At 71.3% G+C, this 26,770-nt stretch carries 24 protein-coding genes and 1 tRNA gene; 13 read left to right on the forward strand and 12 right to left on the reverse strand.

Translation table 11 applies throughout. The features are described from left to right. Positions 1 to 19 precede the first annotated feature (19 nt). Positions 20 to 1,630: a methyl-accepting chemotaxis protein gene (locus ACPOLB_RS22180; protein ID WP_425258213.1), complete on the reverse strand. Its 1,611-nt coding sequence runs from the start codon at positions 1,628 to 1,630 to the stop codon at positions 20 to 22. A 136-nt stretch (positions 1,631 to 1,766) separates the two neighbouring features. After that, positions 1,767 to 2,723 carry an MBL fold metallo-hydrolase gene (locus tag ACPOLB_RS22185; protein WP_425258214.1) on the reverse strand — a complete coding sequence of 319 codons (957 nt, stop codon included), beginning with the start codon at positions 2,721 to 2,723 and terminating at the stop codon, positions 1,767 to 1,769. Positions 2,724 to 2,839: 116 nt separating this feature from the next. Here ACPOLB_RS22185 and ACPOLB_RS22190 point away from each other — a divergent pair, with 116 nt between their 5' ends. The 3 genes from ACPOLB_RS22190 to ACPOLB_RS22200 are packed head-to-tail and all read left to right on the forward strand — an operon-like array spanning position 2,840 to position 7,159. Continuing rightward, a complete protein-coding gene (locus ACPOLB_RS22190; RefSeq protein ID WP_425258215.1) occupies positions 2,840 to 5,143 on the forward strand; it encodes a bifunctional salicylyl-CoA 5-hydroxylase/oxidoreductase in 2,304 nt (767 codons plus the stop codon). Then, positions 5,140 to 5,964 carry an enoyl-CoA hydratase family protein gene (locus ACPOLB_RS22195; RefSeq protein ID WP_425258216.1) on the forward strand — a complete coding sequence of 275 codons (825 nt, stop codon included), beginning with the start codon at positions 5,140 to 5,142 and terminating at the stop codon, positions 5,962 to 5,964. The genes ACPOLB_RS22190 and ACPOLB_RS22195 overlap by 4 nt, the downstream gene beginning before the upstream one ends. A gap of 1 nt (position 5,965) precedes the next feature. Continuing rightward, positions 5,966 to 7,159: an acyl-CoA dehydrogenase family protein gene (locus ACPOLB_RS22200; protein WP_425258217.1), complete on the forward strand. Its 1,194-nt coding sequence runs from the start codon at positions 5,966 to 5,968 to the stop codon at positions 7,157 to 7,159. Here the strand turns inward: ACPOLB_RS22200 and ACPOLB_RS22205 are convergent. From ACPOLB_RS22205 to ACPOLB_RS22235, 7 genes are all read right to left on the reverse strand, one after another. Beyond that, complete coding sequence (locus ACPOLB_RS22205) at positions 7,125 to 7,640, reverse strand: MarR family winged helix-turn-helix transcriptional regulator (RefSeq protein WP_425258218.1); 516 nt, start codon at positions 7,638 to 7,640, stop codon at positions 7,125 to 7,127. The two genes, ACPOLB_RS22200 and ACPOLB_RS22205, sit on opposite strands and share 35 nt — an antisense overlap. Continuing rightward, the gene (locus ACPOLB_RS22210; RefSeq protein ID WP_425258219.1) at positions 7,616 to 8,821 is read right to left on the reverse strand and encodes a hypothetical protein; all 1,206 of its coding nucleotides are present in this window, start codon (positions 8,819 to 8,821) and stop codon (positions 7,616 to 7,618) included. Before ACPOLB_RS22210 ends, ACPOLB_RS22205 begins: the two co-directional genes overlap by 25 nt. A 30-nt stretch (positions 8,822 to 8,851) precedes the next feature. Beyond that, positions 8,852 to 9,286, reverse strand: a complete 435-nt coding sequence (locus ACPOLB_RS22215) for an ExbD/TolR family protein (RefSeq protein WP_425258220.1) — start codon at positions 9,284 to 9,286, stop codon at positions 8,852 to 8,854. A gap of 22 nt (positions 9,287 to 9,308) precedes the next feature. Next, a complete protein-coding gene (locus tag ACPOLB_RS22220; protein ID WP_425258221.1) occupies positions 9,309 to 9,749 on the reverse strand; it encodes an ExbD/TolR family protein in 441 nt (146 codons plus the stop codon). 19 nt (positions 9,750 to 9,768) lie between these two features. After that, complete coding sequence (locus ACPOLB_RS22225) at positions 9,769 to 10,614, reverse strand: MotA/TolQ/ExbB proton channel family protein (RefSeq protein ID WP_425258222.1); 846 nt, start codon at positions 10,612 to 10,614, stop codon at positions 9,769 to 9,771. 115 nt (positions 10,615 to 10,729) lie between these two features. Continuing rightward, positions 10,730 to 11,494, reverse strand: a complete 765-nt coding sequence (locus ACPOLB_RS22230) for a TonB family protein (protein WP_425258223.1) — start codon at positions 11,492 to 11,494, stop codon at positions 10,730 to 10,732. 225 nt (positions 11,495 to 11,719) lie between these two features. Next, positions 11,720 to 11,795: transfer RNA gene (locus ACPOLB_RS22235), tRNA-Ala, on the reverse strand. Positions 11,796 to 11,847: 52 nt separating this feature from the next. Here ACPOLB_RS22235 and ACPOLB_RS22240 point away from each other — a divergent pair. The 5 genes from ACPOLB_RS22240 (at position 11,848) to ACPOLB_RS22260 (ending at position 16,213) form a co-directional block, all read left to right on the forward strand. Further along, positions 11,848 to 12,705, forward strand: coding sequence for an alpha/beta hydrolase (locus ACPOLB_RS22240; protein WP_425258224.1), 858 nt, complete (start codon positions 11,848 to 11,850; stop codon positions 12,703 to 12,705). Between the two features lie 184 nt (positions 12,706 to 12,889). Continuing rightward, positions 12,890 to 13,312: a rubrerythrin family protein gene (locus ACPOLB_RS22245; protein WP_425258225.1), complete on the forward strand. Its 423-nt coding sequence runs from the start codon at positions 12,890 to 12,892 to the stop codon at positions 13,310 to 13,312. 80 nt (positions 13,313 to 13,392) lie between these two features. After that, positions 13,393 to 14,739, forward strand: coding sequence for a (Fe-S)-binding protein (locus tag ACPOLB_RS22250; protein ID WP_425258226.1), 1,347 nt, complete (start codon positions 13,393 to 13,395; stop codon positions 14,737 to 14,739). Positions 14,740 to 14,743: 4 nt separating this feature from the next. Beyond that, positions 14,744 to 15,325: a DUF3501 family protein gene (locus tag ACPOLB_RS22255; protein ID WP_425258227.1), complete on the forward strand. Its 582-nt coding sequence runs from the start codon at positions 14,744 to 14,746 to the stop codon at positions 15,323 to 15,325. 12 nt (positions 15,326 to 15,337) lie between these two features. Then, positions 15,338 to 16,213 carry an aldo/keto reductase gene (locus ACPOLB_RS22260; RefSeq protein ID WP_425258228.1) on the forward strand — a complete coding sequence of 292 codons (876 nt, stop codon included), beginning with the start codon at positions 15,338 to 15,340 and terminating at the stop codon, positions 16,211 to 16,213. 770 nt (positions 16,214 to 16,983) lie between these two features. Here ACPOLB_RS22260 and ACPOLB_RS22265 read toward each other — a convergent pair. Then, positions 16,984 to 20,433 carry an ATP-binding protein gene (locus ACPOLB_RS22265; RefSeq protein WP_425258229.1) on the reverse strand — a complete coding sequence of 1,150 codons (3,450 nt, stop codon included), beginning with the start codon at positions 20,431 to 20,433 and terminating at the stop codon, positions 16,984 to 16,986. An 11-nt stretch (positions 20,434 to 20,444) separates the two neighbouring features. Further along, complete coding sequence (locus tag ACPOLB_RS22270; RefSeq protein WP_425258230.1) at positions 20,445 to 20,855, reverse strand: YchJ family protein; 411 nt, start codon at positions 20,853 to 20,855, stop codon at positions 20,445 to 20,447. A 54-nt stretch (positions 20,856 to 20,909) separates the two neighbouring features. Between ACPOLB_RS22270 and ACPOLB_RS22275 the strand changes: the two genes are divergently transcribed. Then, positions 20,910 to 21,845, forward strand: coding sequence for an alpha/beta hydrolase (locus tag ACPOLB_RS22275; RefSeq protein ID WP_425258231.1), 936 nt, complete (start codon positions 20,910 to 20,912; stop codon positions 21,843 to 21,845). Here the strand turns inward: ACPOLB_RS22275 and ACPOLB_RS22280 are convergent. Next, complete coding sequence (locus ACPOLB_RS22280) at positions 21,823 to 22,566, reverse strand: helix-turn-helix domain-containing protein (protein WP_425258232.1); 744 nt, start codon at positions 22,564 to 22,566, stop codon at positions 21,823 to 21,825. The two genes, ACPOLB_RS22275 and ACPOLB_RS22280, sit on opposite strands and share 23 nt — an antisense overlap. A 135-nt stretch (positions 22,567 to 22,701) precedes the next feature. Between ACPOLB_RS22280 and ACPOLB_RS22285 the strand changes: the two genes are divergently transcribed. The 4 genes from ACPOLB_RS22285 to imuA all read left to right on the forward strand — a co-directional run bounded on the left by ACPOLB_RS22285 (position 22,702) and on the right by imuA (position 26,769). Next, the gene (locus ACPOLB_RS22285; protein ID WP_425258233.1) at positions 22,702 to 23,139 is read left to right on the forward strand and encodes a hypothetical protein; all 438 of its coding nucleotides are present in this window, start codon (positions 22,702 to 22,704) and stop codon (positions 23,137 to 23,139) included. Next, positions 23,136 to 23,921: a DUF2145 domain-containing protein gene (locus ACPOLB_RS22290; protein ID WP_425258234.1), complete on the forward strand. Its 786-nt coding sequence runs from the start codon at positions 23,136 to 23,138 to the stop codon at positions 23,919 to 23,921. Before ACPOLB_RS22285 ends, ACPOLB_RS22290 begins: the two co-directional genes overlap by 4 nt. A 27-nt stretch (positions 23,922 to 23,948) precedes the next feature. Beyond that, on the forward strand, positions 23,949 to 25,841 hold the full coding sequence (locus ACPOLB_RS22295) for an MFS transporter (protein ID WP_425258235.1): 1,893 nt from the start codon (positions 23,949 to 23,951) through the stop codon (positions 25,839 to 25,841). 133 nt (positions 25,842 to 25,974) lie between these two features. Further along, the gene (imuA, locus tag ACPOLB_RS22300; protein WP_425258236.1) at positions 25,975 to 26,769 is read left to right on the forward strand and encodes a translesion DNA synthesis-associated protein ImuA; all 795 of its coding nucleotides are present in this window, start codon (positions 25,975 to 25,977) and stop codon (positions 26,767 to 26,769) included. Position 26,770 lies beyond the last annotated feature (1 nt).

Raw genomic sequence — 26,770 nt, forward strand, 5'->3', positions numbered from 1 at the left:
CGCGCCGTGCCTGCCGGGATCAGGCCGCGGCGTCGGTGCGCATGGCGCGGCGCAGCGCCACCGCGTCGGGCGCGCCGTGCGCGTCGCGGGCGTCGAGGTGAAAGACCTTCACCGTGTCCGACACCGTCACCGCCTTGGCCTGCAGCTGCGCGGCGGCGGCGGCGATCTGCTCCACCAGCGCCGCGTTCTGCTGCGTGATGCCGTCGATCTGCGACACCGCCTCGTTGACCTGCGAGATGCCGTCGAGCTGCTCGCGCGCGCCGTGGCTGATCTCGTCGATCACGGTGCCCACGCGCTGCACGGTGGCCAGCGCGTCGGCAATGGTCTCGCGGGCCGCCGCGGTGAGCCGGTTGCCGGTGTCGACCTTCTCGGCCGACTCGTGGATGAGCTGCTTGATCTCGCGCGCCGCGACGCTGGAGCGCTGCGCCAGCGCGCGCACCTCGCTGGCGACCACGGCGAAGCCGCGGCCCTGCTCGCCGGCGCGCGCGGCTTCCACCGCGGCGTTCAGCGCCAGGATGTTGGTCTGGAACGCGATGCCTTCGATGACCTGGATGATCTCGCCGATGCGGCGCGACGATTCGCTGATCGTCTGCATCGTGGCGGTCACCTGCTGCACGGCGACGTTGCTGCGCTCGGTGATGGCCGTGGCCTCGCCGGCCAGCTGCGTGGCCTGCTGCGCCGCGTCGGCGCTCTGGCGCACGGTGCCGGTGATCTCCTCCATCGACGAGGCCGTCTGCTGCAGGCTGGAGGCCTGCGACTCGGTGCGGGCCGACAGGTCCTGGTTGCCGCTGGCGATCTCGCGCGTGGCGTCGCGCATGTGGTCGACCTCGGTGCGCGCGTCGCGGACGATCGAGCGCAGGTTCACGTTGAGCTGGTTCAGCGCCTGCGTGAAGTCGGCGACGACGCCGCTGCCGCTGGCATCCAGCCGCTGCGTCAGGTCGCCGGCAGCCATGCGGTTGGCGAAGTCCAGCAGCCGCTGCAGCGGCGACAGCGTCATCGGCGCCAGCAACCACAGGCCCAGTGCCGCGCCCACGGCGCCGGCGCCGGCCGCGACGGCCCAGCCCGCGCCACCGGCAGCGGCGGCAGCACCGCCCAGCACCGCCGTCACGGCCGCCATGCGGCCGCGCAGGCCCGGGCGCAGCCAGCGGCCCAGGCGGCCTGCCACCGTGTCCACGTGCAGCACGCCGGCCTGCAGCCGGTGCACGCGGCGGCCGGCGGCGGCCTCGTCGCGCATCGTGCGGTACAGCGCTTCTGCGGCCTCGATCTCGGCCCGCGTCGGCTGCGTGCGCACCGACATGTAGCCCATCGGTGCGTCGCCCTGCATCAGCGGCGTCACGTTGGCCATCACCCAGTAGCAGCTGCCGTCCTTGCGCCGGTTCTTCACCGCTGCCGACCACGGCCGGCCGCTGGCGATGGTCTGCCACATGTCGCGGAAGGCCTCTTCCGGCATGTCGGGATGGCGGATCAGGTTGTGCGGCTGGCCCAGCAGCTCTTCGCGCTGGTAGCCGCTGACGGCGATGAAGGCCGGGTTGCAGTAGAGGATGCGGCCCTTCAGGTCGGTGGTCGAGACCAGCGTCTCACCGGGAGGGAATGCAAACTCGGTGGCGGTGACGGGGTGGTTCAGGCGCATGGGGGTGTCTGGTTGCTGGTTGTGTTGTCGGCAAAATTGACGAAAACACAAGAACCATAGAGGCACCGCAGCGCGGAGAACCGGCGAGGAAGCAGGGAATATTTGTGCTTCTGTCAGAACTTTGTCGAATGACCGTTCATGCAGGACGGTCCAGCCACACGGTCATGCCCTGGGCATTCAGCGTGATGTCGATGGCCAGCAGGCGGGCGATCTCGCCGCGGTCGAAGCCGCAGCCGTGGTCGGCCAGGCTCTCCACGTACAGGTCGAGCAGCCCGCGCTCCAGCGCCGCCGTGCGGTCCGGCGCGTGCTGCACGGCCCGGCCCAGCGCCACCATGCGGTCGAGCAGGCCCAGGAAGTGCCGGCCCAGGCGCTGCACGTCGGTCACGCGGCCGTAGTGCGTGAGGTACATGCAGGCCGGGTCGACTGCCAGCAGCCGCTGCACGGAAGCCGCCAGCGCCTCCGGTTCGAACTGCACCGGCGTGGAGGTGGGGATCAGCCAGGCGCCCTGCGCGGTGTCGAACTCGCGGTACGACAGGCCGAAGGTGTCGCCGGTGAACCAGCCGCGCGAGGTGGCGTCCCACAGGCAGTGGTGGTGCTTCGCGTGGCCGGGCGTGTCGGCCAGCAGCAGCGCGCGGCCGGCGAGGTCGAGCACCATGCCGTCGTGGCTGGCCTGCACCCGTTCGGCCGCCACGGGCTGCAACTGGCCGTAGCTGCGCGCCATCTCCTCGGCGCCGTAGACGGCCAGGGCACCCTGCCACAGCATCGTGGGGTCGACCATGTGGCGCACGCCACGCGGGTGCACCAGCACGCGCGCCTGCGGCAGCTGCTGCGCCAGCAGGCCCACGCCGCCGGCGTGGTCCAGGTGCACGTGCGTGGGAATGATCCAGTCCACGGCCGACTGCGGCAGGCCCAGCGTGTCCAGCGCTCCCAGCAGGCGCGGCACCGCGAAGTTGGTGCCGGTGTCGATGAAGGCGGCACGGCCGCCGTGCACCAGCAGGTAGGCCGCGTCGAAGTCGTCGCGCTGGAAGCCGGTGTCGATGGCGTGGATGCCGTGGCCGAGATCGCGCAGGTAGGAGGGCAGGGCGGTGTGCATGGGCCGGAATTGTCGGGCAGGTGCTCGGCACTGAAAGTGGTTTACTTCTAAACTAGTTCGACGCGACAATGGCAGCGAAGCTCGCCGCATCATCCGCCGCCAGGAGACCCGATTTCATGCGCATCGTCTGCATCGGCGGCGGCCCCGCCGGTCTGTATTTCGCGCTGCTGATGCAGCAGCAGGACCCGACGCACCGCATCACGGTCGTCGAACGCAACCGCCCCTACGACACCTTCGGCTGGGGCGTGGTGTTCTCCGACGCGACGATGGAGAACATGCGCCAGTGGGACCGCCCGACGGCCGACGCCATCGAGGTGGCGTTCAACCACTGGGACGACATCGAACTGCACTTCAAGGGCCACCGCATCCGCAGCGGCGGCCACGGCTTCGTGGGCATCGGGCGCAAGAAGCTGCTCAACATCCTGCAGCGGCGCTGCGAGGAAGTGGGCGTGGAGCTGGTGTTCGAGACCGAGGCCGACGACGACGCGGCCTACGCCGACGCCGACCTCGTGATCGCCAGCGACGGCATCAACTCGCGCATCCGCCAGAAGTACGCGGACGTGTTCCAGCCCGACATCGTGACGCGCCCGAACCGCTTCATCTGGCTCGGCACCACGCAGCTCTTCGACGCCTTCAACTTCCTGTTCGAGAAGACCGAACACGGCTGGTTCCAGGCCCACGTCTACAAGTTCGACGACCAGACCACGACCTTCATCGTCGAGACGCCCGAGGCCGTCTGGAAGGCGCACGGCCTGGACCAGGCCGACGTGGCGCAGTCGATCGCCTTCTGCGAGCGGCTGTTCGCGCGCCACCTGGGCGGCCACCCGCTGCTGAGCAACGCACGCCACCTCGACCCGCTCAAGCGCGGTTCGGCCTGGATCAACTTCCAGCGCGTGCGCTGCCGGCAGTGGCACACCTTCAACGGCACGAGCCACGTGGTGCTGATGGGCGACGCGGTGCACACGGCGCACTTCGCCATCGGCTCGGGCACGAAGCTGGCGCTGGAAGACGCGATCGAGCTCACGCGCCAGTTCCGCGACCACGGCACGCACGACATCCCGGCCGTGCTGGCCAAGTACCAGGCCGAGCGCGCGGTCGACGTGCTGCGGCTGCAGAACGCGGCCTGGAACGCGATGGAGTGGTTCGAGGTGGTGGGAACGCGCTACTGCGAGCAACTGCCGCCCGAGCAGTTCATGTACAGCATGCTCACGCGCAGCCAGCGCATCAGCCACGAGAACCTGCGGCTGCGCGACGCGGCCTGGCTCGAGGGCTTCGAGCGCTGGTTCGCCGAGCGCGCGGGCCTGCAGGTCGGCAGCGCCCGGCCACCGAGCCCGATGTTCACGCCCTTCACGCTGCGCGGCCTGACGGTGCCCAACCGCGTCGTCGTCTCGCCGATGGCGATGTACTCGGCCGTCGACGGCCTGCCCGGCGACTTCCACCTGGTGCACTTCGGCGCGCGGGCGATGGGCGGCGCCGGGCTGCTGTACACCGAGATGACCTGCCCCAGCGCCGACGCCCGCATCACGCCGGGCTGCGCCGGGCTGTGGAACGACGCCCAGCGCGACGCCTGGAAGCGCATCGTCGACTTCGTGCATGCGCACTCGGCCGCGAAGATGGGCCTGCAGCTCGGCCACGCCGGCCGCAAGGGCAGCACGCAGCTGGGCTGGCAGCAGGCCGACGCGCCGCTGGCCGAGGGCAACTGGCCGCTGGTGTCGGCCTCGGCGTTGCCGTGGAGCGCGCAGTCGCAGGTGCCGCGCGCGCTGACCCGCGCCGACATGGACCGCATCACGGCCGACTTCGTGGCCGCCGCGCGCCGCGGGGCCGAGGCCGGCTTCGACATCCTGGAGCTGCACTGCGCGCACGGCTACCTGCTGTCGAGCTTCCTGTCGCCGCTGACGAACCACCGCGACGACGCCTACGGCGGCAGCGTGGAGAACCGCGCGCGCTGGCCGCTGGAGGTGTTCGCCGCCGTGCGAGCCGCATGGCCGGCCGAGCGGCCGGTCTCGGTGCGGCTGAGCTGCCACGACTGGGCCCCCGGCGGCAACACTGCCGACGACGCGGTGGCCATCGCGCGGCTGTTCCGGCAGGCCGGTGCCGACATCATCGACTGCAGCTCGGGCCAGGTCGTGCCCGACCAGCAGCCGGTCTACGGCCGCATGTGGCAGACGCCGTTTGCCGACCGCATCCGCAACGAGGTCGGCATTCCCACCGTGGCGGTGGGCGCGATCTTCGAGGCCGACCACGTCAACATGGTGATCGCCGCCGGCCGCGCCGACCTGTGCGCGGTGGCCCGCCCGCACCTGGCCGACCCGGCCTGGACGCTGCACCAGGCGGCGAAGATCGGCCACGCCGCCATCGACTGGCCGCCGCAGTACCTGAGCGGCCGCCGCCAATACGAGACCAACCTGCACCGCCCATGAACCAGACCGCCTTCCAGGCCCACGCGCCCCGCCACTTCGGCTGGCATTGCAGCGACGACGGCCGCGTCGCCACGATCACGCTCGACCGCCCCGAGAAGAAGAACCCGCTCACGTTCGAGAGCTACGCCGAGCTGCGCGACCTGTTCCTGGCGCTGCAGCACGCGAGCGACGTGCGCGCCGTGGTGCTCACCGGCAGCGGCGGCAACTTCTGCAGTGGCGGCGACGTGTTCGAGATCATCGAGCCGCTGACGCGCATGGCCGCCCCCGAGCTGCTGCGCTTCACGCGCATGACGGGCGAGCTGGTGAAGGCCATCAAGCGCGCGCCGCAGCCGGTGATCGCCGCGGTCGACGGCATCTGCGCCGGCGCCGGCGCGATGCTGGCGCTGGCCGCCGACCTGCGCCTGGGCACGCCGGCCGCGCGCACCGCCTTCCTGTTCACGCGCGTGGGCCTGGCCGGCGCCGACATGGGCGCCTGCGGCCTGCTGCCGCGGGTGGTCGGTCAGGGCCGGGCCGCCGAGCTGCTGTTCAGCGGCCGCGCAATGAGCGCCGAGGAAGGCCAGGCCTGGGGCTTCTTCAACGCGCTGCATGCCCCCGGCGAGCTGCTGGCGCAGGCCCAGGCGCAGGCACGCGCGCTGGCCGACGGCCCCTGGTTCGCGCACACGGTGACCAAGACGATGCTGAATCAGGAGTGGGCGATGGGCATCGAGGAGATGGTCGAGAGCGAGGCGCAGGCGCAGGCGCTGTGCATGCTGACGCAGGACTTCCGCCGTGCCTTCGAGGCCTTTGCTGCCAAGCGCAAGCCCGTCTTCGAGGGCAACTGACGTGGGCCGCCTCGACCACCTGGCGCTGCCGTTCTTCGATGACGGCCACCGCGCGCTGGCGGCGCAGCTCGACGCCTGGTCGGCGCAGCATCTGCAGCACATCGACCACCACGACACGGACCGCGCCTGCCGCGCACTGGTGCGTGCGCTGGGCGACGCGGGGGTGCTGCGCCACTGCGTGCCGGCGGCCTTCGGCGGCGCCAGCGCCGCGCTCGACTCGCGTGCGCTGGTGGTGTGCCGCGAGACCCTGGCCCGGCACGATGGCCTGGCCGATTTCGCCTTCGCGATGCAGGGCCTGGGCAGCGGGCCGGTGACGCTGGCCGGCAGCCCGGCGCTGCAGGCCGAGGTGCTGCCGAAGATCGCCAGCGGCGCCTGGATCAGTGCCTTCGCGCTCAGCGAGCCCGGCGCCGGCAGCGACGTGGCGGCGATGGCCTGCACCGCGCGCGAGGACGGCGACGCCTACGTGCTCGACGGCGAGAAGACCTGGATCAGCAACGGCGGCATCGCCGACGTGTACTGCGTGTTTGCCCGGGACGCATCGCTGCGTCCCCCTTCGGGTGACGCGGGGGAAGCCCGCGGCACGCGCGGCATCAGCGCCTTCCTCGTCCACGCCGGCACGCCGGGGTTCGAGATCGCCGAGCGCATCGCGGTGATCGCGCCGCACCCGCTGGCGCGGCTGCGCTTCTCCGGCTGCCGCGTGCCGAAGACGCAGCTGCTGGGCGCACCCGGCGAAGGCTTCAAGCTCGCGATGCGCACGCTGGACATCTTCCGCGCCAGCGTCGCTGCCGCCGCGCTGGGCTTCGCGCGGCGCGCGCTCGACGAGGCGCTGGCGCACAGCCGGTCGCGGCCGATGTTCGGCCAGCACCTGGCGGACTTCCAGCTCACGCAGGCGAGTCTGGGCGACATGGCGGCCGACATCGACGCTGCGGCGCTGCTGACCTACCGCGCGGCCTGGATGCGCGACGTGCAGGGGCTGCGCACCACGCGCGAGGCCGCGATGGCCAAGATGGTGGCCACCGAGCACGCGCAGCGCGTCATCGACCGCGCACTGCAGCTGCATGGCGGCCAGGGCGTGCGCGTGGGCTCGGTGGTGGAGAGCCTGTACCGCGAGATCCGCGCGCTGCGGATCTACGAAGGCGCCACCGAGGTGCAGCGCCTGATCATCGGCCGGGATCTGTTGGCAGCGTCGCCTTGAGCTGGCCCAGCAAGGTGTAGAGCTGGGCCTGCTGCGCGGCGCTGAGGCCGCCGAAGAGCTCGGCCACCCAGCCCTCGTGGGCCTGCGCCATGGCGCGGAACTGGCGTTTGCCTTCGCCCGTGAGCAGCACGGTGCAGGCGCGGCGGTCGGCGGGGTCGTCGCGGCGTTCCACCAGGCCTTCGGCGACCAGCCTGTCGGTGAGGCCGGTGACGTTGCCGCCGGTCACCATCAGCCGGCGCGAGAGCTCGCGCATCTTCAGACCGCCGGGGTGGCGGTCCAGCTGCGCCATCAGGTCGAAGCGGGGCAGCGAGCCGTCGAACTGTTCGCGCAGCCGCGTGCGCAACGGCGCCTCGATGCGGTTGGTGCAGGCCAGCAGGCGCAGCCACAGGCGCAGGGCCTGGTGGTCGTCGTCGGTGGCGCGGCTCTCGGTGTCGAGCGTCGGCCCCGTCGACGGCGTCAGGGCGCGCCGGCGATCAACCACAGGCGCGCGATGTCCGCGACGCCGTCGGTGCCCTTCACGCCGCGCAGCGTCTGCGTCGCGGCAGCCCGGGCCTTGGCCGATTGCTGCTGCGCCATGCCCAGCCGCAGCTTGGCGTCCTCGGCGCGGCGCAGCTGGCCCTTGGCGATGCCTTGCTGGATCAGCGTGATGCCCTTGTCGACCTCGCCCATCGTGACGTAGGCGTAGCCCACCTTCACCAGATCGTCGCCGCTCTTCTCGGCGGCAGCGGCCGTGGCCTGGCCGGCAATGGCGGCCTTCTGCTCGGCCTCCTGCTTGACGGCCAGGTCGCGCAGGCGCTGGTGGCGCGCGGCCTCGGCGCCGGTGCCCAGGGCGCCGGACTTGAAGCCCTGCTCCGTGATGCGCAGGGCCTCGGCGGGCAGGCCGGCCTGCAGCGCCAGCTGTGCCATCTCCATGAACTCGTCCGTCTTGCCCAGCGTGCCGGTGGCCAGGCGCAGGCGCATCACGTCGAGCGCGAAGCGGTCCGAGAAGCCCGACTTGCGCTGCACGCGCGCGAGGTAGGCCGTCCAGTAGTCCTTCTTCGGGTAGTTCGCGAGCAGCTTCTCCAGCGTCGCGACGTAGCCGTTGGTGTTGTTCGTGCGCTGCTGGGCGTCGGCCAGGCGCAGCAGGTCGCCTTCGTCGGGGCGGCGGCCGGCAGCCTCGGCGGCCGACACGGCAGCGGCAGCGTCGCGGGCGATCGCGGCGTAGTCACCGCTGGCCGACTGCAGGTAGCTCTGCAACTGCTTGATCGTGGCGCTGTTGTTGCCGGCGGCGATCGCCTTGTTCATCCACTCGGTGGCCTTGGCGTTGTTGCGCATCTGCGCATAGGCCGCGGCCAGCTGCTCGGCGATCTGCCCGGCTTCCGCGCCGCTGACCCTGCCGGCGATGGCTTCCAGCGCCTGCACCGCGGTGGCGTTGTCGCCGGCGCGCTGCGCGGCGGCAGCCTTCATGCGGTCGATCGTCAGCTGCTCGGCGGCGGTCTTGCCGCCCACGGCCTCGGCCTCGCGCACCTTGGCCAGTGCTTCCCTGGCCTTGCCGGCCTTCAGCAGTTCGCCCGCCTGCTGCAGCGGCCTGCCGACCTCGGGCCGCAGCCCTTGGGCCGTGGCCACCGTCAGCCAGCCGGCCGCCAGCAGGGACAGGGTGAGCGCGCGCAGGGTCGTCTTCATCGTCTTGGTTGCCGCTGAGTTGCCGATTCTTCAGTTCAGGAACTGCTCGTTCCCCACGATGCCGATCTTGGTCACGCCCAGGCGTTGCGCGCTGGCCATGATCATCGCGACGTACTTGTAGGTGACGAGCTTGTTCGGGCGCAGGTGCACCTCGGGCTGGTCGGGCTGCATCGCCACCGCCTGCAGGCGTGCTTCGAGCGTCTGGCGGTCGGGGATGACTTCGCCGTTCCAGCCGATGGTGCCGTCGAAGTCGACGTCGATGCGGATGATCTCGGGCGGCTTCGGCGGCGGTGCCGCGTTGTTCGGCACCGGCATGTTCATCTTCACCGCGTGCGTCTGGATCGGGATCGTGATGATGAACATGATCAGCAGCACCAGCATCACGTCGATCAGCGGCGTGGTGTTGATGTCCACCATCACGCCGCCGTCGTCGTCCTCGCTGGCCGAGCCTACGTTCATTCCCATGGTGTGGTCCTTGTCTGGCCGCTCAGCGGGCGCCGCCGCCGGCCGGAGGTTCGGTGATGAAGCCGACCTTGAAGATGCCCGCGCGCTGGCAGGCCACGACCGTGCGGCCCACGGCCTCGTAGCGCACTTCCGCGTCGCCGCGGATGTGCACTTCGGGTTGCGGCTCCTTCACGGATTCCACCTTCAGGCGGTTCACCAGCGTCTCGATTTCGGGCATCCGCTCGGTGCCCCAGTAGATCTCGCCGTCGCGGTTCACCGCGAGCACGATGTTCTCGGGCTTGGTCTGCAGCGGGATGTTTCTTTCCTTGGGCAGCTCGAGCTTGATCGTCTGCGTCACCACCGGGATGGTGATGAGGAAGATGATCAGCAGCACCAGCATCACGTCGACGAGCGGCGTGGTGTTGATGCTGTTGTTGAGCTGGTCCTCGCCGTCTTCGGACGCGGCGCCAACGTTCATGCCCATGGCAGTGTCCCGGGGGTGTTCAGCGCTTGCCCGCGATCAGCACGTTGTGCAGGTCGCCGGCGAATGCGCGGGTCTGGTCCATGATCGCCTTGTTGCGGCGGATCAGCCAGTTGTAGCCCATCACTGCAGGCACCGCGACGGCCAGGCCGATGGCGGTCATGATCAGCGCTTCACCGACCGGGCCGGCGACCTTGTCGATCGAGGCCTGGCCCGAGATGCCGATCTTCACCAGCGCGTTGTAGATGCCCCAGACGGTGCCGAACAGGCCGACGAACGGTGCGGTCGAACCGACGGTCGCCAGGAAGGCCAGGCCGTCCTGCAGGCGGCTTTGCACGCTGCCGACGGCGCGGTCGACGCTCATGCTGATCCAGGTGTGCTTGTCGATGGTCTCGACCATCGTGCCTTCGTGGTGGTCGCTGGCCTTGATGCCCTGCTCGGCGATGTAGCGGAAGGCCGAGCCTTCTTCCAGGGCGCCGACGCCCGACTTCACCGACGAGGCCTTCCAGAAGGTCTCGGCCGACGTCACCGCGCTCTTCATCATCTGGCGCTGCTCGAAGAGCTTCGTGAAGATGATGTACCAGCTGCCCATCGACATGATGACCATGATGACCAGCGTGCTGTGCGCGACGAAGTCACCCTGCGTCCACAGGGCCTTCAGGCCGTAGGGGTTGTCGACGGCTTCTTCGGTGACGGCCGGGCCGGCAACGGGGGCAGGCGCTGCGGCGGGGGCTTCGGCGGGGGCCGATGCGGGCGCCGAGGCGGCGTCCTGGGCCAGGGCGGGCTGCGTGCCGACGACGCCGGTCACGGTGACGAGGGCCAGCAGGGCCACGGCGGCGGTCGACCGCACGAATTTCAACAAGGACATCATGCCTCCAGGGAAAAGCGACTGATTCGCAAAGGGGACAACGCCAGGGGTACAGGGCGTCAACAAAGGGGAACGCCGTTGGTGAACGGCAGCGAAAGAGGTGCTCAGGAATCTCTCAGTTGAGATTCCAGACGTACTCGACGTCCTTGCTCGCGCCGACGGCGCGACCGTTCTCGTCGGTTCCAGGCCCGAACTTGCATGCACCGAGCTTGTCCATCGCCACGCGGTCGAGCAGCTTGTGCTCGCGCGTCGGGCCGGCCGACTTGACGATCGACGCGCCGACCATCTTGCCCGTGGCATCGATCTGGAAACGGATGCGCGTCGTGCCCACGGCCTCGGCCGAGCGCGCGGCGCGGGGATAGTCGCTGCCGGTCGGCGCGCATTCCTGCAGATTGAAGATGGCGGGCTGCGCGGCCGCGCGGGGCGGCGGCGGGGCCGGCGGCGCGGGCGGTGCCGGCGGCTGGATGAACACCGGCGGTGCCGGCGGCGGCGCCACCTGCGTCGTGGTGATGGTGGGCGCCGGTGTCGGCGGTGGCGCCACGTTCACTTCCGGCGGCGGCACGAAGCTCGGCGGCGGCGGCGCGAACTTCGGCGGCGGCGGCAGGTTCTCGGGAGGCGGCGGCTCGGGCGGCTTCGTCTCTTCGATGATCTTCGTCTCGATCGGGGCCTTGACGACCTCGATCAGGCGTTGTGCCAACCCGTTGACGAGTGCCCAGCCCAGAGCCAGATGCAAGGCGATCACGACGCCTATGCCCACTGCGTGCTTGCCCGGATTTCGTTGTTGCTGGGCGTAATCCACTCGAATCCTCCAGTCGACTGCGCACCTCATTGGATGCGAAGCGCTGCGACCATCTTGTTGACCAGTGGCCTTGTGGGCCACGAGCAGCCGGGGTCGGCCGCGAAGGGCGCGACTATAGCGCGAAAGATCTGCGCATCTTCCCGGGGCATCACCCTAAGCCCAGGGGGCTGGTGACACCGGAAACTGCCTGCAAGCGAGCTTGCAAGATCAGGGCCAGCACGCCCATGGCGCGTGCGCGCGAACGCCAAGCAAAAAGGGCCTGGTCCGGTGGACCAAGCCCTCGAGCAAGAACGAACAACAAGCCGTTGGTGGAGACGAGGAGGATCGAACTCCTGACCTTCGCATTGCGAACGCGACGCTCTCCCAGCTGAGCTACGCCCCCACGACAGCGCGCAGTTTAACATCGTCTCGCACACCCGAGAAAGGCTTGCCCGATGCGTCCCCGTCTGGACCCCCAGTGGCTCGATGCCGAATACAACGCGCGCGCCGCGATTCCCGACCACGCCGCCATCTTCGATGCCTGGGTCGCGGCATCGCAGGCAGCGCGCGCGGGCAGCCCGGTGCAGGCCGACATCGCCTACGGCGACGGCGCCGGCGAGACGCTGGACGTGTTCCCTGCCGCGCAGCCCGGCGCGCCGGTGCTGGTGTTCGTGCACGGCGGCTACTGGCGGTCGCGCGACAAGTCCGAGTTCTCGTTCATCGCGCCCGCGCTGAACGCGGCGGGTGCCACCGTGGTGCTGCCCAACTACGCGCTGGCACCGGCCGTCTCGGTGGAACACATCACGCTGCAGATGGTGCGGGCATTGGCCTGGACCTGGCGCAACGCCGCGCGCTTCGGGGGCGACCCGGCGCGCATCGCGGTGGCCGGGCACTCGGCGGGGGGGCATCTCGCGGCCATGCTGTTGTCGTGCCGCTGGAAGCAGGTGGCCGACGACCTGCCGCCGGGCCTGGTGACCGGCGCGCTGTCGATCTCGGGCCTGTACGACCTGGAGCCGCTGCGCCACACCGGCTTCCTGCAGCCCGACCTGCAGCTGACGCCGGCGTCGGTGGCGCGGTTGAGTCCCGCGTTCTTTCCGCGCCCGAAGTCGGGCAAGCTCTACACGGTGTGCGGCGGCGACGAGAGCAGCGAGTTCCTGCGCCAGAACAAGCTGATCCGCGATGTCTGGGGCCCGACGGCCGTGCCCGTGTGCGAGACGCTGAGCGGCCGCAACCACCTCACCGTGCTGGAGAGTCTGGCCAACCCGGCGGGCCGGTTGCACGACCTCGCGCTGCGCCTGCTGGGTCTGCACTGAAACCGGGAATGAGAATCAATATCATTGATGGAGACTATCCGGGCGATTGTCTCGGTCTATGCCCCGCATTGAAGCTTTGAATTGGAGCCCGACAGGCCGGCTTGGTAAGGTCTGTTGCGGCTGGTGCGCACCGCGCCACCAAGACGCCCCCCACAGACACGCACACAGAGACAAGGAGCACGACATGGCATTGAAGGGTTCCAAGACCGAGCAGAACCTGAAGGACGCCTTCGCTGGCGAGTCCCAGGCCAACCGCCGTTATCTGTACTTCGCGAACAAGGCCGACGTGGAAGGCCAGAACGACGTCGCTGCGCTGTTCCGTTCCACCGCCGAAGGCGAGACCGGGCACGCGCACGGCCACCTCGAGTTCCTCGAGAACGGCTCGGGCGACCCCGCCACCGGCCTGCCCATCGGCAACAGCCGGCAGAACCTGATGGCCGCCGTGGCCGGCGAGACGCACGAGTACACCGACATGTACCCGGGCATGGCCAAGACGGCGCGCGAAGAAGGCTTCGACGAGATCGCCGACTGGTTCGAGACGCTGGCCAAGGCCGAGCGCTCGCACGCCAACCGCTACCAGAAGGCGCTCGACGCGCTGGTCGACTGAACGGGCCACGTGCCCAGGCAACAAGGGGCTTCGTGCCCCTTGTTCGTTTGTGAGTCCCGACTCGAGCCACAGGAGCGCCCATGCGCGAAGGCAATCTCGAAGCCCCGACCCGGCACCCCATCGACTGGAAGAACCCGGCCTTCTACGACGAAGCCGCGGCGATGCAGGAGATGGAGCGTGTCTTCGACATCTGCCACGGCTGCCGCCGCTGCGTCAGCCTGTGCCAGAGTTTCCCGACGCTGTTCGACCTGGTCGACGCCACCGACGACGGCGAGGTGCACGGCGTCAAGAAGGAGGCCTACTGGAGCGTGGTCGACCAGTGTTACCTGTGCGACCTGTGCTACATGACGAAGTGTCCGTACACGCCGCCGCATGCGTGGAACCTGGACTTCCCGCACCTGATGCTGCGCGCCAAGGCCATCAAGCACCAGAAGGGCGAGGTCGGCGCGAAGGAACAGCTGCTGGCCAGCACCGACACGCACGGCCGCTTCGCCGGCATTCCGATCGTCGTCGACGTCGTCAACAAGGTGAACGGCACGAAGGCGGCGCGCAGCGCGATGCAGTCGATGCTGGGCGTGCACCCCGACGCCTGGATGCCGGGCTTCGCCGAACAGCGCTTCCGCTGGGGCCGCGCGATGAGCGGCGAGGCCAGCGTCGTCGTCAACGGCCAGCGCACGCCGGGCCAGGTCGCCATCTTCGCCACCTGCTACGTGAACTACAACGAACCCGGCATCGGCGAGGACCTGCTGAAGGTGCTGGAGCACAACGCGATCCCCTACGTCATCGTCGACAAGGAGCAGTGCTGCGGCATGCCCAAGCTCGAGCTCGGCGACCTGCCCGCGGTGGAGAAGGCCTGGGCGGCGAACATCCCCGTGCTGGCGCGGTACGCGAAGGAGGGCTACGCCATCCTCAGCGCCGTGCCGAGCTGCACGCTGATGTTCAAGCAGGAACTGCCGCTGATGTTCCCGGACGACGCCGACACGCAGGCCGTGAAGGCGGCGATGATGGATCCGTTCGAGTACCTCGTGGCGCGCCACAAGGACGGCCTGCTGAAGACCGACTTCCAGGCTGCGCTCGGCAAGGTCAGCTACCACATCCCCTGCCACGGCCGGGTGCAGAACATCGGCCGCAAGACCGAGGAGCTGTTCAAGCTGATCGGCCAGACCGTCCCGCTGCAGCTGACCACCGTCGAACGCTGCTCCGGCCACGCCGGGACTTACGGCGTCAAGCAGCCGACGCACAAGCTCGCGATGAAGATCGGCAAGCCGGTGTTCAAGAGCATGGCCAAGGACGAGCCCGACGTCATCAGCAGCGATTGCCCGATGGCCGGCCACCACATCGCACAGGGCATGCGCGAGGCCGGCACGCCGGCCAAGGCGCTGCAGCATCCGCTGAGCCTGGTGCGCATCGCCTACGGACTGGAGTGAGCCCATGGGAACCATCGACCGCAGCCGCCTGCTGACGCTGGAGGCCTACGCGAAGATCAGGAAGAGCAGCAAGCCCGACGCCATTGCGCACCGCAAGCTGCGCAGCGTCGCGCTGGGCGAGCACATGACGCTGCAGTTCGAGGACGAGCGCACGATCCTGCGCCAGATCCAGGAGATGCTGCACATCGAGAAGATCTTCGACGAGGACGGCATCCAGAGCGAGATCGACGCCTACGCCCCGCTGGTGCCCGACGGCAGCAACTGGAAGGCCACGATGCTGCTCGAGTACCCCGATCCGCACGAGCGCAAGCGCGAGCTGTCCCGGCTGATCGGGGTCGAGGACCGGATGTTCGTCGAAGTCGAAGGCCACCCGCGCGTCTACGCCATCGCCGACGAGGACCTGGACCGCGAGAACGCCGAGAAGACCTCGTCGGTGCACTTCGTGCGCTTCGAGTTCGGCGCGGCGCAGCAGCAGGCCATCCGGGCCGGTGCGGCCGTGAAGCTGGGCTGCGACCACACGCACTACCCGGCGCACGTGCAGATCGCTCCCGAGACGCTGGCCAGCCTGGCCGGCGACCTGCGCTAGGCGGGCACAGCCGTGCCGTCGACCGCGCTCTCGCCGATCATCGCCGGCCTCTGGCGCGCCCACACCTGGGGGCTGGACGTGCCCGCGCGCGTGCGCTGGATCGAGCAGGCGCTGGGGCTGGGCATCACCAGCTTCGACCATGCCGACATCTACGGCGGCTACAGCGTCGAAGCCTGGTTCGGCGAAGCACTGGCCGCCGCGCCGGGGCTGCGCGAGCGGCTGCAGATCGTCACCAAGTGCGGCATCCGGCTCGTGCACCCGGCGCGGTCGGGGCATGCGATCAAGAGCTACGACAGCAGCCGCGCCCACCTGCTGGCCTCGGTGGACAACAGCCTGCGTGCGCTGCGCACCGACCGCATCGACCTGCTGCTGCTGCACCGGCCCGACCTGCTGATGGACCCCGACGCGGTGGCCGACACCTTCCGCACGCTGCAGGCGGCCGGCAAGGTGCTGGCCTTCGGCGTCAGCAACCACCAGCCCCCGCAGCTGGCGATGCTGCACCGCCGCCATGCGCTGGTCACCAACCAGATCGAATGTTCGCCGCTGCAGATGCAGGCGCTGGCCGACGGCACGCTGGACCAGTGCACCGACCTCGGCCTGCGCCCCATGCTCTGGAGCCCGCTGGGCGGCGGGCGCCTGTTCAGCGGCCAGGACGCGCAGGCGCAGCGCGTGCGGGCGGTGCTCGAGGCGCTCGGACGGCAGCACGGTGCCAGCGTGGCCACGGTGGCCTATGCCTGGCTGCTGCGCCACCCCTCGCGCCCGCGGCCGATCACCGGCTCGGGCCGCACCGACGCGCTGCGCGAGGCCGTCGCCGCGCTGGAGGTGCCGTTGTCGGCCGAAGACTGGTACCGCGTCTGGCAGGCCAGCATGGGGCACGAGGTCGCCTGAACCGGCCGCGCCGTGCGCGGTCGCCCGGTGCCGTTGGTGGGGCGGCCGGCGGGTCCGCTGCAGGGGACCGGGCTTCGCGCTTCGCGCTGTCCATTCGGTTCTGGCCCCGGACACCGGCCGACCAACGACCAAGATGCACGCTCGTCGCTGCAGCTTGCCGATCCGACCCATCGGCGCAAGGGGTTCGCATGAAACCAGTCTCCAGTTCCGCCAAGACCCCGGGCTCCACGGACACGCGCAGTGTGGACGCCGGGCCGGCGCCCCAGCCGCCCAGCGGCAGCAGCCCGGTGCGGCAGCGCGTGGGGACTGCCGAGGCCCCGGGTGTGCTGGCACAGCCCCGGCCCGCCGCGCCGGGGGGAGCGGCCGGCCTCGCACGTGCCGCGGCCGAACCGTTGCCCCAGGCGTCGGACCACTCGACGGCCACGGTCCGGCGCAGCAACGCACGGCCGAGGACGCAGTCGTTCGACGACGTGGTGCGGGTGCGCTACTTCGACAGCAGCTTGCCCACCCGCAGCCGCTCGGGCGAGGGCGAGCTGCCGTTGCGCAACGTGGCCCATCCAGAGCCTCCGCGGCGTGCGCGACGCCCCCAGCCGCCCGAGACACAGCCCGCCGCGCCGCAGCCGGCCGCACCGCAGGCGTCGCGCTGGGGCGATCAGGCGGCAGCGCACGCGCCTTCCCACAGCCGCCTGGCGGCCCCCAGCTTGCCGGTCAGGAAGCCGGACCGCGAAGAGGACGACCCGTCGGTCTGAACACGCCTTGCCGCGCCGGCTTCAGCGTGGCACCTGCCTGCCCCAGGCCTCGGCCAGCAGCCGGTCCGTGGCAGGCGCGTCGCCCAGCAGTTCGCGGTGGGCCGCCACGCCGTGCAGGAAGCCCTGGCGCGCTGCCTCGGGCACGTGGGGCAGCGCGGCCAGCACCCACCGCCGCGCGACGTGGCGCAGGGCGGCGGCCTCGGCCGGGTCGGTGGCGTGCAGCAGCCGGGCACAACGCAGCAGGGCCTCGGGGATGTAGAGCGGAAGCGCGAAGCGCCGCCGCCTGCACTGCAGGGCTGCCTCCCGCACCAGGGCCGGCCCCTGGGCGTCTCCGGCCTCGATCAGCGTCGCGCCGACGTTGAGCAGCACGGTGGGCAGCAGCCGCACGGCCGGCCCCGCCGTTCGCATGGCCGCCAGCAAGGCCAGACCTTCCTGCCGGCGCAGCGCAAGCGGGCCCGCGTGTCGCCGGATCTCCCAGCCCACCAGTTGCAGGGCGACGTCGCGCGCGCCCGCCTCGCGCATGCCGTGCAGTGCCCGCTCCAGTGCCGGCAGCGGGCTGCGGCCGTCCGCTGCGTCGAGTTCGGCATCGAGCAAGGCGTGAAAGCACGCCAACGCGGCGGACTGGCTGACCTGCGCAATGTCCACGTCCCGCAGCAGCGCGCGCGCCCTGGCCGGCTGCCCCAGCCGGTGGGCGGTCAGGGCCAGGAGCAGCTTCCCCATGGGCACGTCGCTCGTCTGGCTGAAGCAGGCGCTGGCGACGTTGAACCACCCTGCATTCAGCGCGACCAGGCCTTCGTTGACCGGGTCCACCAACTCCTGCGGCGTGCTGCCCTGCGCCTGGGACTGCCACAGCACGGCCCCGAAGATCCGCGCGGCGGATCCGGTCCGCTCTGCCGCGTGCAGGGCCTGGGCGATGCGTCGCCGACAGGCGTGCACGCTCGCCAGGTCGCCTTGACGCCGGGCATGGCGTTCGGCCCGCCGTTCCCGGCGCATCAGCTCCAGTGGCGGCATGACCATCGAATGCATCGTCTCGACGAGGCCGAGCAGCCTGGCGTGGGCTGCCTGGCGCGGCAGCTCCGCGACGGCCTCGCGCGCGCAGCCCAGGTGCTCGCCGAACCGGTTGTTCAGGCTGCGGCTGAGCAGCGCCAGAAAGACCTCGGCCTGCGCGCGTGCGACACCGCGCCCAGGCATCCGCGCGACCACCTCGCCCAGCTCCGCATAGGCTTGTGCACGGCGATGGTGGAGATGCGACCCGGTGCGTGCACGCTCGAAGGCCAGCCATGCGTGTACGTGACGCGCGCCCGCCGCGAGCCGCTCGACCCGGTCGACCAGAGCCGCGAGGCGCTGCCAGGTCTCGACGGACGGCGCATTCGACTCGACGCTGCCGTCGATCTCCGCCGTGAGCCACAGGTTGTCGAGCAGCACGGCGTCGCTGGTGCGCTCCAGCAGCGCCAGCAGATCGGCTTCCAGCGGCGCGGTCTGCCGTCCGATGGCGCTGGCGGCGTAGAGCTGGTGGGCGGCATGCGGGAGCGCATGGTCGGGCTCGTCGGCGGCGAGCCAGTGGCGCAGCACCACGGCACCCTGCAGGCCGTGCGCCTCCAGGTGCCGGGCGACCTGGCGGTGCAGCACGCGGCCGATGGCCCCCGGCGTGGCGGCCAGCACGGCGTCGCGCACGAGGTCGTGGGCCAGGCCGTGGTCGACGAACAAGCCGCGCCGCTGCAGTTCCTGCCAGGCCGGCATCAGTGCCAGCGCGGCCTGCTGCATCACCTCCATGGCCAGCTCCAGCGAGAAGTGGGCCGCCGCCACCGCGGCCACCGCAGCGAGCTGCTGGGCCGCCGGGCTGCAGCCGGCCAGGCGTGCGCGCAGCAGCGCCTGCAGGTCGGCCGTGTCGGCTTCCGGGGCGGCCCCGCTTTCCAGCACCTGCTGCGCCAGCTCGATCACGAACAGCGGGTTGCCGCCAGTGCGCTGCAGCAGGCGCTCGGCGAGCTGCTCGGGGACGGCTGCGTGCGGCGCCGTCTGCATCGCCTCCAGCAGTTGCTGCACCCCCGCCAGCGTCAGCCGCTGCAGCGCGATGCAGCGCACGCGGTGGCTGGCCTGTGCGGCCACCAGCACCTCTCCCAGCGTGGCATCGATGTCGCCGCTGCGGTGCGCCAGCAGCAGCAGCGGCCCCGGCGTGGCCGCGTCGTCGTGTGTCAGCAGCGCGCCGATGGCCGCCTGCGACGCAGCATCGGCATGGTGAAGATCGTCCAGCACCAGCCGTTGCACGCCCGCCTGACGCAGCCGCTGCACCCAGTGGCGCAGCGCCGCATGCAGGCGCGGTGCCGACAGCGCGGCCGCCGAGGCCTGCACGTCGGGGAACGCCAGCGGGGCCAGCCGCGCCAGCTCGACCTGTTCGGGCATGCCCAGCCGGGGCGCGCGCCGCGGCTGCACTTCCTGCAGCAGTTGCGCCACGGCCGCATAGGGCTCGTCGCGCAGGCCCAGCCGCACCGCCACCTGCTCGGTGCCCTCGGCGTCGGCGACCGCCAGGTGGCGCAGCAGCCGCGTCTTGCCCACCCCGGGCTCGCCTTGCAGCGCCACGTGGCGGCCCTGCGCCAGCGCAGCGTGCACGTCGGCCAGCACCGCCTCGCGCTCGATCAGCGGGTAGCGCGCCGCGCCGCCCAGCGGCGTCAGGGCATGCGCGTCGGAAGGCTGGGCTGCCGACAGGGCCGGCGCCCGCGGCTCCTGTCCCTGCAGGATGCGCAGCTGCACGGTGCGCGTGAGCACGTCGGGCAGCACGCCGAGCTGCTGCTGCAGCAGGGCCTTGCAGTCTTCGTAGGCGGCGAGCGCCGCGGCACGGTCGCCGCTGCGCGCCAGGGTGTCCATCAGCTGCCGGTGCCACTGCTCGCTCAAGGGCTCCAGCTGCACGCAGGCGCGGGCCAGCGCCACCGCCTGTCCGTGCAGGGCGTCGACCTCCGCCTGCGCCATCGCCGCGCGCAGTCCCTTCAGCTGCAGGCGCCGCCAGCGCTGGCGTGCGCCGGCCAGCCAGGCCTGCAGGTCGTCGCCGGCTTCGTCATCGGCCCCCGCGTCGGCCAGCAGCTCGCAGCCCGCCGCGCCCGCGGTCTGCAGCACCGCCAGCAGCGCCTGCGGGTCGTGCAGCACCACGCGGACCCGCACTGCGTCGAACGACAGTTGCTCGCCACCCACCAGCAGCTCGGCACCCTGGCGCTGGTGCAGCCGGTGCACCAGCACGCGCAGGTTGTTGCGCGCCTGGGCCTCGGACGACCCGGGCCACAGCCACTGCGCCACGCGCCGCCTGTCCACCGTGCCCTCCAGCGCCACCATCGCCAGCAGGATCGACGTCTTCTGGGTCGCGCGCCACACGTCGTGGGGCGATCCGATGGTCACCACCCCGGCGCCGATGCTGACTGTCACCGGCGCCGGTGCCGAGGGCTCCTCGGCCCGTGCGCGAGCTGTGCGGTCCGGACCGGACATCGTGGAGTTCCCTAGGGCTTGCGCTGCGGCTGCAGCAGGTCGCCATCGACATAGAACCAGCGCCCGTGCTCGCGCACGAAGCGGCTGCGTTCGTGCAGCCGCGTCGCGCGGCCGCCCAGCTTGCTGCGCGCGACGAACTCCACCGTGGCCCGGTCGCCGTCGGCATGGTGCGCACGCACGTCCAGGCCCAGCCACTGCACGCCGGGCTCGAAGTCGATCGCCGGCGGGCGCCGCGCGGCGTGCCAGCTGCCGAGCAGGTGGTCGGCCCGCTGCAGCACGAAGGCGCTGTAGCGCGACCGCATCAGCGCCTCGGCCGTGGGTGCGGCCTCGCCGTCGTGCCAGCGCCGGCAGCACTCGGCGTAGCGGGCGCCGCTGCCGCACGGGCACGGCGTCGTGCTCGGGGAAGTCGTGGGGGCGAACATGGTGCGGCCATCCTAAACTGGTGCGCACTCTTCGAACCGGCCCGACGACCTCCCATGCTCGACCCCCAAGCCCGTGCCCTGCTCGACCTGATGATCGAACGCCAGGTGCCGCCCACCCACACGCTGACACCGGCGCTTGCACGGGCCTTCTACCGCGAGCGGCGCACGTTCAGCCAGCCCGAGCCGCCACCCGTGCACGCGGTGCGCGACCTGCGCACCGACGGCGGCACGCCGCTGCGGCTGTACACCCCGGGGCCGGGGAGCGGGCCGCTGCCGCTGCTGGTGTACTTTCACGGCGGCGGCTGGGTCATCGGCGACCTCGACACGCACGACGTGGTCTGCCGCAGCCTGGCCGTGCAGAGCGGCTGCGCCGTGCTGGCGGTGGACTACCGCATGGGCCCGGAGCACGTGTTCCCGGCCGCGGTGGACGACTGCATCGCGGCCGTGCGCTGGGCACGGCGCGCAGCGGCGCTGCTGGGCGTCGACCCTGCACGCGTGGCCGTGGGCGGCGACAGCGCCGGCGGCAACCTCGCGGCAGTGACGGCGATCGCGCTGCGCGACCTGGGCGAGCCGGCAGCGTTCCAGCTGCTCGTCTACCCCGGCACCGACATGCGCGCCGTGGCGCCTTCGCACACCACGAACGGCCAGGGCTACCTGCTGACGGCCGACACCATCGCCTGGTTCCGCAGCCACTACATGCCCGACGCGTCGGCCTGGACCGACTGGCGGGCCTCGCCGCTGCTGGCGCCCGACCTCGCGCGGCTGCCGCCGGCGCTGGTGCTCACCGCCGGCTACGACCCGCTGCGCGACGAAGGGCTGCAGTACGCCGATGCGCTCTCGGCCGCCGGCAACGCCACGCAGTACGTGTGCTTCGAGCGCCAGATCCACGGCTTCTTCACGATGGGCCGTGTCATCGACGAAGCCAACACCGCGGTGACGCTGTGCGCCGCGGCGCTGCGCGCGGCGCTCAATCCGCCGGCACGCGCTTGAGGTCGCGGAAGGCCGAGAATAGCCACGAGCGCATCGCCAGCACCAGCGTGTAGGCACGCTTGCGCTCGGCCGGCAGGCGCTGGTCGGCCACGTGCTGCTGCGCGAAGTCCTGGCCCAGGCGCTGCAGCCGTTCGACGAACACCGTGGCCTGGCGCTGCTCGATCTGGCCGTGCACCAGCATCAGCGTCTCGGCCACGTCGTCGAAGCCGCCACCGAAGTAGTCGCCCACCACCTGGCTGCGGAAGAAGGCCATCACGGGGCCGTCGGCGCGCCAGCGGAAGGTCTTGTCGACCTTCAGCCGGTAGCGGTTCAGCGGCCGCAGCTCGATGATGCCCAGCCGGTCCAGCGCCAGCAGGTGCCGCACCACCTCGGCCTCGCCCAGCGTGTAGGTGGCCACGATCTGCTCGAAGCTCCACTGGCTGAGCGCGCAGATCGCCACCAGCAGCAGCTTGCGGTCGGCCACCACGGCCTGCTCCTGCGCCAGCGTGAGCTCGCGCCGCATCGGCTGCGCATGCACCACGCGGGCGGCGAGCTCGGCGAAGTCCATCTTCAGCACCGCCAGCACGGCGTCGATGCGCGACAGCGGCATGTCGCCCTTCGCGAAGATGCGCTTGACGCTGCTCTCGGCCAGGCCGAGCTCGCGCGCCAGCGCGGCGTAGGTGACGCCTGCGGCGCGCAGCTCGGCCTTCAGCGCCTGCACCAGGTCCTGGCTGCTGCTCATCGTGGGTGCTCCGGAAGTATCTTCAAACGATACCAGAGGTGTCCATCGCCGCGACCCTCCCCAGGGGGATAGATACCGTAGTCGGCCGCAGGGACGATGCGCCCCGTGTTCAACCCGTGCCTTGCGAGGCCCACGATGCCCTCACGTCCGATCCTCAAGTCCTGCACCACCCTGGCGGCGCTGCTGCTGGCACTGGCCACCACGGCGGCGCCCGCGCAGGCCGCGCGGCCGCCCGCCGCGTCCGAAGCCAGCGCCATCTCGATGCTGCCGGTGGCGGTCTCGGTGGCGGCCCCGGTGCTGCTGTTCAGCGCCGGCGCGGCGCTCACCGTGGTGGCCGTCAGCAGCGTGGCCGAAGGCACGCTGTGGGTGCTGGAGCGCGCCTCCGACGGCGCCCGCGCGAGCGTCACGGTCAGCGGCCAGGTGGCCGGCGGCGTCTCGGTGGTGGCCGGCACCGCGGTGCTGGTCACGGCCTTCAGTGCCGGCTGGGTGCTCTCGGCCGCGGGCCAGGCCATCGCCGTCGTGCCCAACAGCATCGGCCAGGCGCTGCTGCACAACGAACTGGTGGCCCGATGAGCCGCGCGCTGAAGACGGTGTGCGCCGCCGTGCTGCTGGCCGCGGCGCTGACCACGGCCCAGGCCGGGCGCCCGTGCCAGGCCCGCCTGCCCGCAGCCACCAGCGTGGTGCAGGCGATGGAGCTGGCCGCGCGCACGCAGGCGCGGCTGGACGCCAGCGGCGCGCAGGTGGTGGCACTGGCGCGTGCGGGGCAGGACCTGTCGGCCCACGGGCTGCAGTGGTCGCACCTGGGCTGGGCCTACCGCACGCCGGCCGGCCCCTGGCGCGTGGTGCACAAGCTCAACCACTGCGGCAGCGCGCAGGCCGCGGTGTACCGGCAGGGGCTGGGCGAGTTCTTCCTCGACGACCTGCACCTGTACGAAGCCGGCATCGTGGTGCCCACGGCCGAGGTGCAGCAGCGTCTGCTGCCGCTGCTGCAGGACAACACGCGGCTCGCGCAACTGCACGTGCCGGCCTACAACATGGTCGCCTACCCGTGGGCGCAGCGCTACCAGCAGTCGAACCAGTGGGCCATCGAGACGCTGGCGCTGGCGATGGAGCCCGGTGCTGCCAGCCGCGACCGCGCGCAGGCCTGGCTGCAGTTCAAGGGCTACCAGCCCAGCGTGCTGCGCGTGGGTGCGCTGACGCGCCTGGGCGCGCGCATGACGGCGGCGCACATCGCCTTCGACGACCACCCGAACGACAAGCGCTTCGCCGACCGCATCGAGACCGTCAGCGCCGACTCGGTGTTCCGCTGGCTCGGCCGCAGCGGCCTGGGCGGCGACGTGGTCACCGTGCGCTGAACGAGGAATGCGATAGTTCGCCCCGCCATGCACCACGACCAACCGAACCAGTTCGCCCTGCTCGCACAGCGCCGCTTCGCCCCGTTCTTCTGGGTGCAGTTCCTCGGCGCCGGCAACGACAACCTGTTCAAGTTCGCCTTCACCGTGATGGTGACCTACCAGCTGCAGGTGGCCTGGCTGCCGCCGTCGCTGGCGGGGCTGGTGATCGGCGCGCTGTTCATCCTGCCTTTCGTGCTGTTCTCGGCCACCAGCGGCCAGCTCGCCGACAAGCTGGAGAAGACGGTGCTGATCCGCTTCGTGAAGAGCCTGGAGATCGCCATCATGCTGCTGGCGACCTGGGGCTTCGTGCGCAGCGACGTGCCGGTGCTGCTGGCCTGCGTGTTCCTGATGGGCCTGCACTCCACGCTGTTCGGCCCGGTGAAGTTCGCCTACCTGCCGCAGCACCTGAACGAGCGCGAGATCACGGGCGGCAACGGCATGATCGAGATGGGCACCTTCGTCGCCATCCTGCTCGGCCAGGTCGCGGGCGGGCTGCTGATCGCGCTGCCCGAGACCGGCGCCGCCTGGGTCTCGGGTGCGTGCCTGGCGGTGGCGGTGGCCGGGCGCGTGCTGGCGCAGGCGGTGCCGCTGTCGCCGGCCACCGACCCCGGCCTGCGCATCAACTGGAACCCGTTCACCGAGACCTGGCGCAACCTGCGGTTGGCACACGGCAACCTGGTCGTCTTCCGCTCGCTGCTGGGCATCAGCTGGATGTGGTTCTTCGGCGCCGTGTTCCTGGCGCAGTTCCCGTCGTTCGCGAAAGAGGTGCTGCACGGCGACGAGCGTGTGGCCTCGATGCTGCTGGTGGTGTTCTCGGTCGGCGTGGGCATCGGCGCACTGCTGTGCGAGGTGCTGAGCCGCCGCCACGTCGAGATCGGCCTGGTGCCGCTGGGCGCCATCGGCATGAGCGTGTTCGCGGTCGACCTGTACTTCGCGTCGCGGGCGCTGCCGGACGCGCCGCTGATGACGCTGTCGCAGTTCTTCGCGCAGCCGGCGCACTGGCGCGTCATCGCCGACCTCGGCCTGCTGTCGCTGTTCGTGGGCCTGTTCAGCGTGCCGATGTACGCGCTGATCCAGCTGCGCAGCCCGGCCTCGCACCGCGCCCGCATCATCGCGGCCAACAACATCCTGAACGCGCTGTTCATCATCGTCAGCTCGCTCGGCGCAGGCCTGCTGCTGGGCGCAGGGCTGAGCATTCCCGAGGTCTTCCTGGTCACGGGGCTGCTGAACGCGGTGGTGGCGGCCTACATCTTCCTGCTCGTGCCCGAGTACCTGCTGCGCTTCATCGCCTTCGTGCTGACGCGCACGGTGTACCGCTTCCGCATCCGCGGCGACGAACACATCCCGGTGCAGGGCGCGGCGATCCTGGTGTGCAACCACGTCAGCTTCGTCGACGCGGTGCTGCTGATGGCGGCGAGCCCGCGGCCGATCCGCTTCATCATGGACAGCCGCATCTTCCGCGTGCCGGTGCTGGGCTGGCTGTTCAAGCTGGGCAAGGCGATCCCGATCGCGCCGCAGAAAGACGACCCCGGCACCTACGAACTGGCCTTCGAGCAGGCGCGGCGCGTGCTGGACGACGGCGAGCTGCTGTGCATCTTCCCCGAGGGCGGCATCACGAAGGACGGCAGCCTGGGCGAGTTCCGCGGCGGCGTCATGAAGCTGCTGGCCACGCACCCGGTGCCGGTGGTGCCGATGGCGCTGCAGAACCTGTGGGGCTCGTTCTTCTCGCGGGTGGAAGGCGGCACGGCGATGGTGCGGCCGTTCCGGCGCGGCCTGTTCAGCCCGGTCGGCCTGGCCGTGGGGCCGGCGCTGGCGGTGCCGGTCGATCTGGCCACGATGCGCGGGCGTGTGCAGGAGTTGCTTGCCGACAAGGCTGTATGAACGTACAGTACCTTGGGTGGCATTCCCCCCCGACACCTCCCATCACCATGGCCGGCCGCCAGGCCTGACGGGTGATCTGTTCGCCCCGGCCGCGGGCGGGGGGGTGCCGCGCGGGCCGCAGCAGGGCGGGGCCATGGTCGCGCCCGCTGCGCCCGCTGCAACCGGTTCGGCCGCGCACGACCCGCTGGACACCCTGCATCCCGCGCTGTGGCGCGCGCACCAGCTGGGGGTGTCGCGCGGCGACACCGTGGCCAGCGGCTTTGCCGCGCTCGACGCCGCACTGCCCGGCGGCGGCTGGCCGCTGCGCACGCTGACCGAACTGCTGCTGCCGCACGCCGGCCTGGGCGAGCTGCGGCTGCTGGCGCCGGCGCTGGTGGCGGTGCAGGCGGGGCAGCGCAGCGTGCTGCTGTTCGACCCGCCGGCGCGGCCGTTCGCCAGCGCCTGGTCTGCGCTCGGACTCGATGTGCAGCAGCTCTACGTGGTGCAGGGCCGTGCCGCCGCGCGTGGCCGCAGCGCGGGGCCGCTGCCCGCTGCCGACGTGCTGTGGGCGCTGGAACAGGCGTTGAAGAGCGGGCAGGTCGGCGCCGTGCTGGCCTGGCTGCCAGCGCGCCTGGCGGCCGATGCGCTGCGCCGGCTGCAACTGGCGGCACAGGCCCACGACGGCCCGGTCTTCCTGCTGCGCGACGACGCCGCGCGCCACAAGCCCAGCCCGGCACCGCTGCGCCTGCAGCTGCGCGCGGCCGAGCCCGACGCGCTGCGCGTGCAGTTGCTCAAGCGCCGCGGCCCGCCGCTGGCGCAGGCGCTCACGCTGGCCTTGCCGCCGGTGCTGTCGGCGCCTGCCGCGGCCCGCGCGCAGCGGCTGCTGGCGGCGGCCGTGCCGGTCGCTGGAGCTGGTGTCGGTGCGGTGGCCAGCCGCCTGCCGTCCTGAG

This window comes from Rubrivivax soli, from assembly GCF_049810355.1.
Classification (GTDB): Bacteria; Pseudomonadota; Gammaproteobacteria; order Burkholderiales; family Burkholderiaceae_C; genus Rubrivivax.

Coding starts and splice junctions, on each gene's coding strand:
- ACPOLB_RS22180 (WP_425258213.1), bottom strand. CDS start 1,630: ATGCGCCTGAACCACCCCGTCACCGCCACCGAGTTTGCATTCCCTCCC.
- ACPOLB_RS22185 (WP_425258214.1), bottom strand. CDS start 2,723: ATGCACACCGCCCTGCCCTCCTACCTGCGCGATCTCGGCCACGGCATC.
- ACPOLB_RS22190 (WP_425258215.1), top strand. CDS start 2,840: ATGCGCATCGTCTGCATCGGCGGCGGCCCCGCCGGTCTGTATTTCGCG.
- ACPOLB_RS22195 (WP_425258216.1), top strand. CDS start 5,140: ATGAACCAGACCGCCTTCCAGGCCCACGCGCCCCGCCACTTCGGCTGG.
- ACPOLB_RS22210 (WP_425258219.1), bottom strand. CDS start 8,821: ATGAAGACGACCCTGCGCGCGCTCACCCTGTCCCTGCTGGCGGCCGGC.
- ACPOLB_RS22215 (WP_425258220.1), bottom strand. CDS start 9,286: ATGGGAATGAACGTAGGCTCGGCCAGCGAGGACGACGACGGCGGCGTG.
- ACPOLB_RS22220 (WP_425258221.1), bottom strand. CDS start 9,749: ATGGGCATGAACGTTGGCGCCGCGTCCGAAGACGGCGAGGACCAGCTC.
- ACPOLB_RS22225 (WP_425258222.1), bottom strand. CDS start 10,614: ATGTCCTTGTTGAAATTCGTGCGGTCGACCGCCGCCGTGGCCCTGCTG.
- ACPOLB_RS22240 (WP_425258224.1), top strand. CDS start 11,848: ATGCGTCCCCGTCTGGACCCCCAGTGGCTCGATGCCGAATACAACGCG.
- ACPOLB_RS22245 (WP_425258225.1), top strand. CDS start 12,890: ATGGCATTGAAGGGTTCCAAGACCGAGCAGAACCTGAAGGACGCCTTC.
- ACPOLB_RS22250 (WP_425258226.1), top strand. CDS start 13,393: ATGCGCGAAGGCAATCTCGAAGCCCCGACCCGGCACCCCATCGACTGG.
- ACPOLB_RS22255 (WP_425258227.1), top strand. CDS start 14,744: ATGGGAACCATCGACCGCAGCCGCCTGCTGACGCTGGAGGCCTACGCG.
- ACPOLB_RS22265 (WP_425258229.1), bottom strand. CDS start 20,433: ATGTCCGGTCCGGACCGCACAGCTCGCGCACGGGCCGAGGAGCCCTCG.
- ACPOLB_RS22270 (WP_425258230.1), bottom strand. CDS start 20,855: ATGTTCGCCCCCACGACTTCCCCGAGCACGACGCCGTGCCCGTGCGGC.
- ACPOLB_RS22275 (WP_425258231.1), top strand. CDS start 20,910: ATGCTCGACCCCCAAGCCCGTGCCCTGCTCGACCTGATGATCGAACGC.
- ACPOLB_RS22280 (WP_425258232.1), bottom strand. CDS start 22,566: ATGAGCAGCAGCCAGGACCTGGTGCAGGCGCTGAAGGCCGAGCTGCGC.
- ACPOLB_RS22285 (WP_425258233.1), top strand. CDS start 22,702: ATGCCCTCACGTCCGATCCTCAAGTCCTGCACCACCCTGGCGGCGCTG.
- ACPOLB_RS22290 (WP_425258234.1), top strand. CDS start 23,136: ATGAGCCGCGCGCTGAAGACGGTGTGCGCCGCCGTGCTGCTGGCCGCG.
- ACPOLB_RS22295 (WP_425258235.1), top strand. CDS start 23,949: ATGCACCACGACCAACCGAACCAGTTCGCCCTGCTCGCACAGCGCCGC.
- imuA (WP_425258236.1), top strand. CDS start 25,975: ATGGTCGCGCCCGCTGCGCCCGCTGCAACCGGTTCGGCCGCGCACGAC.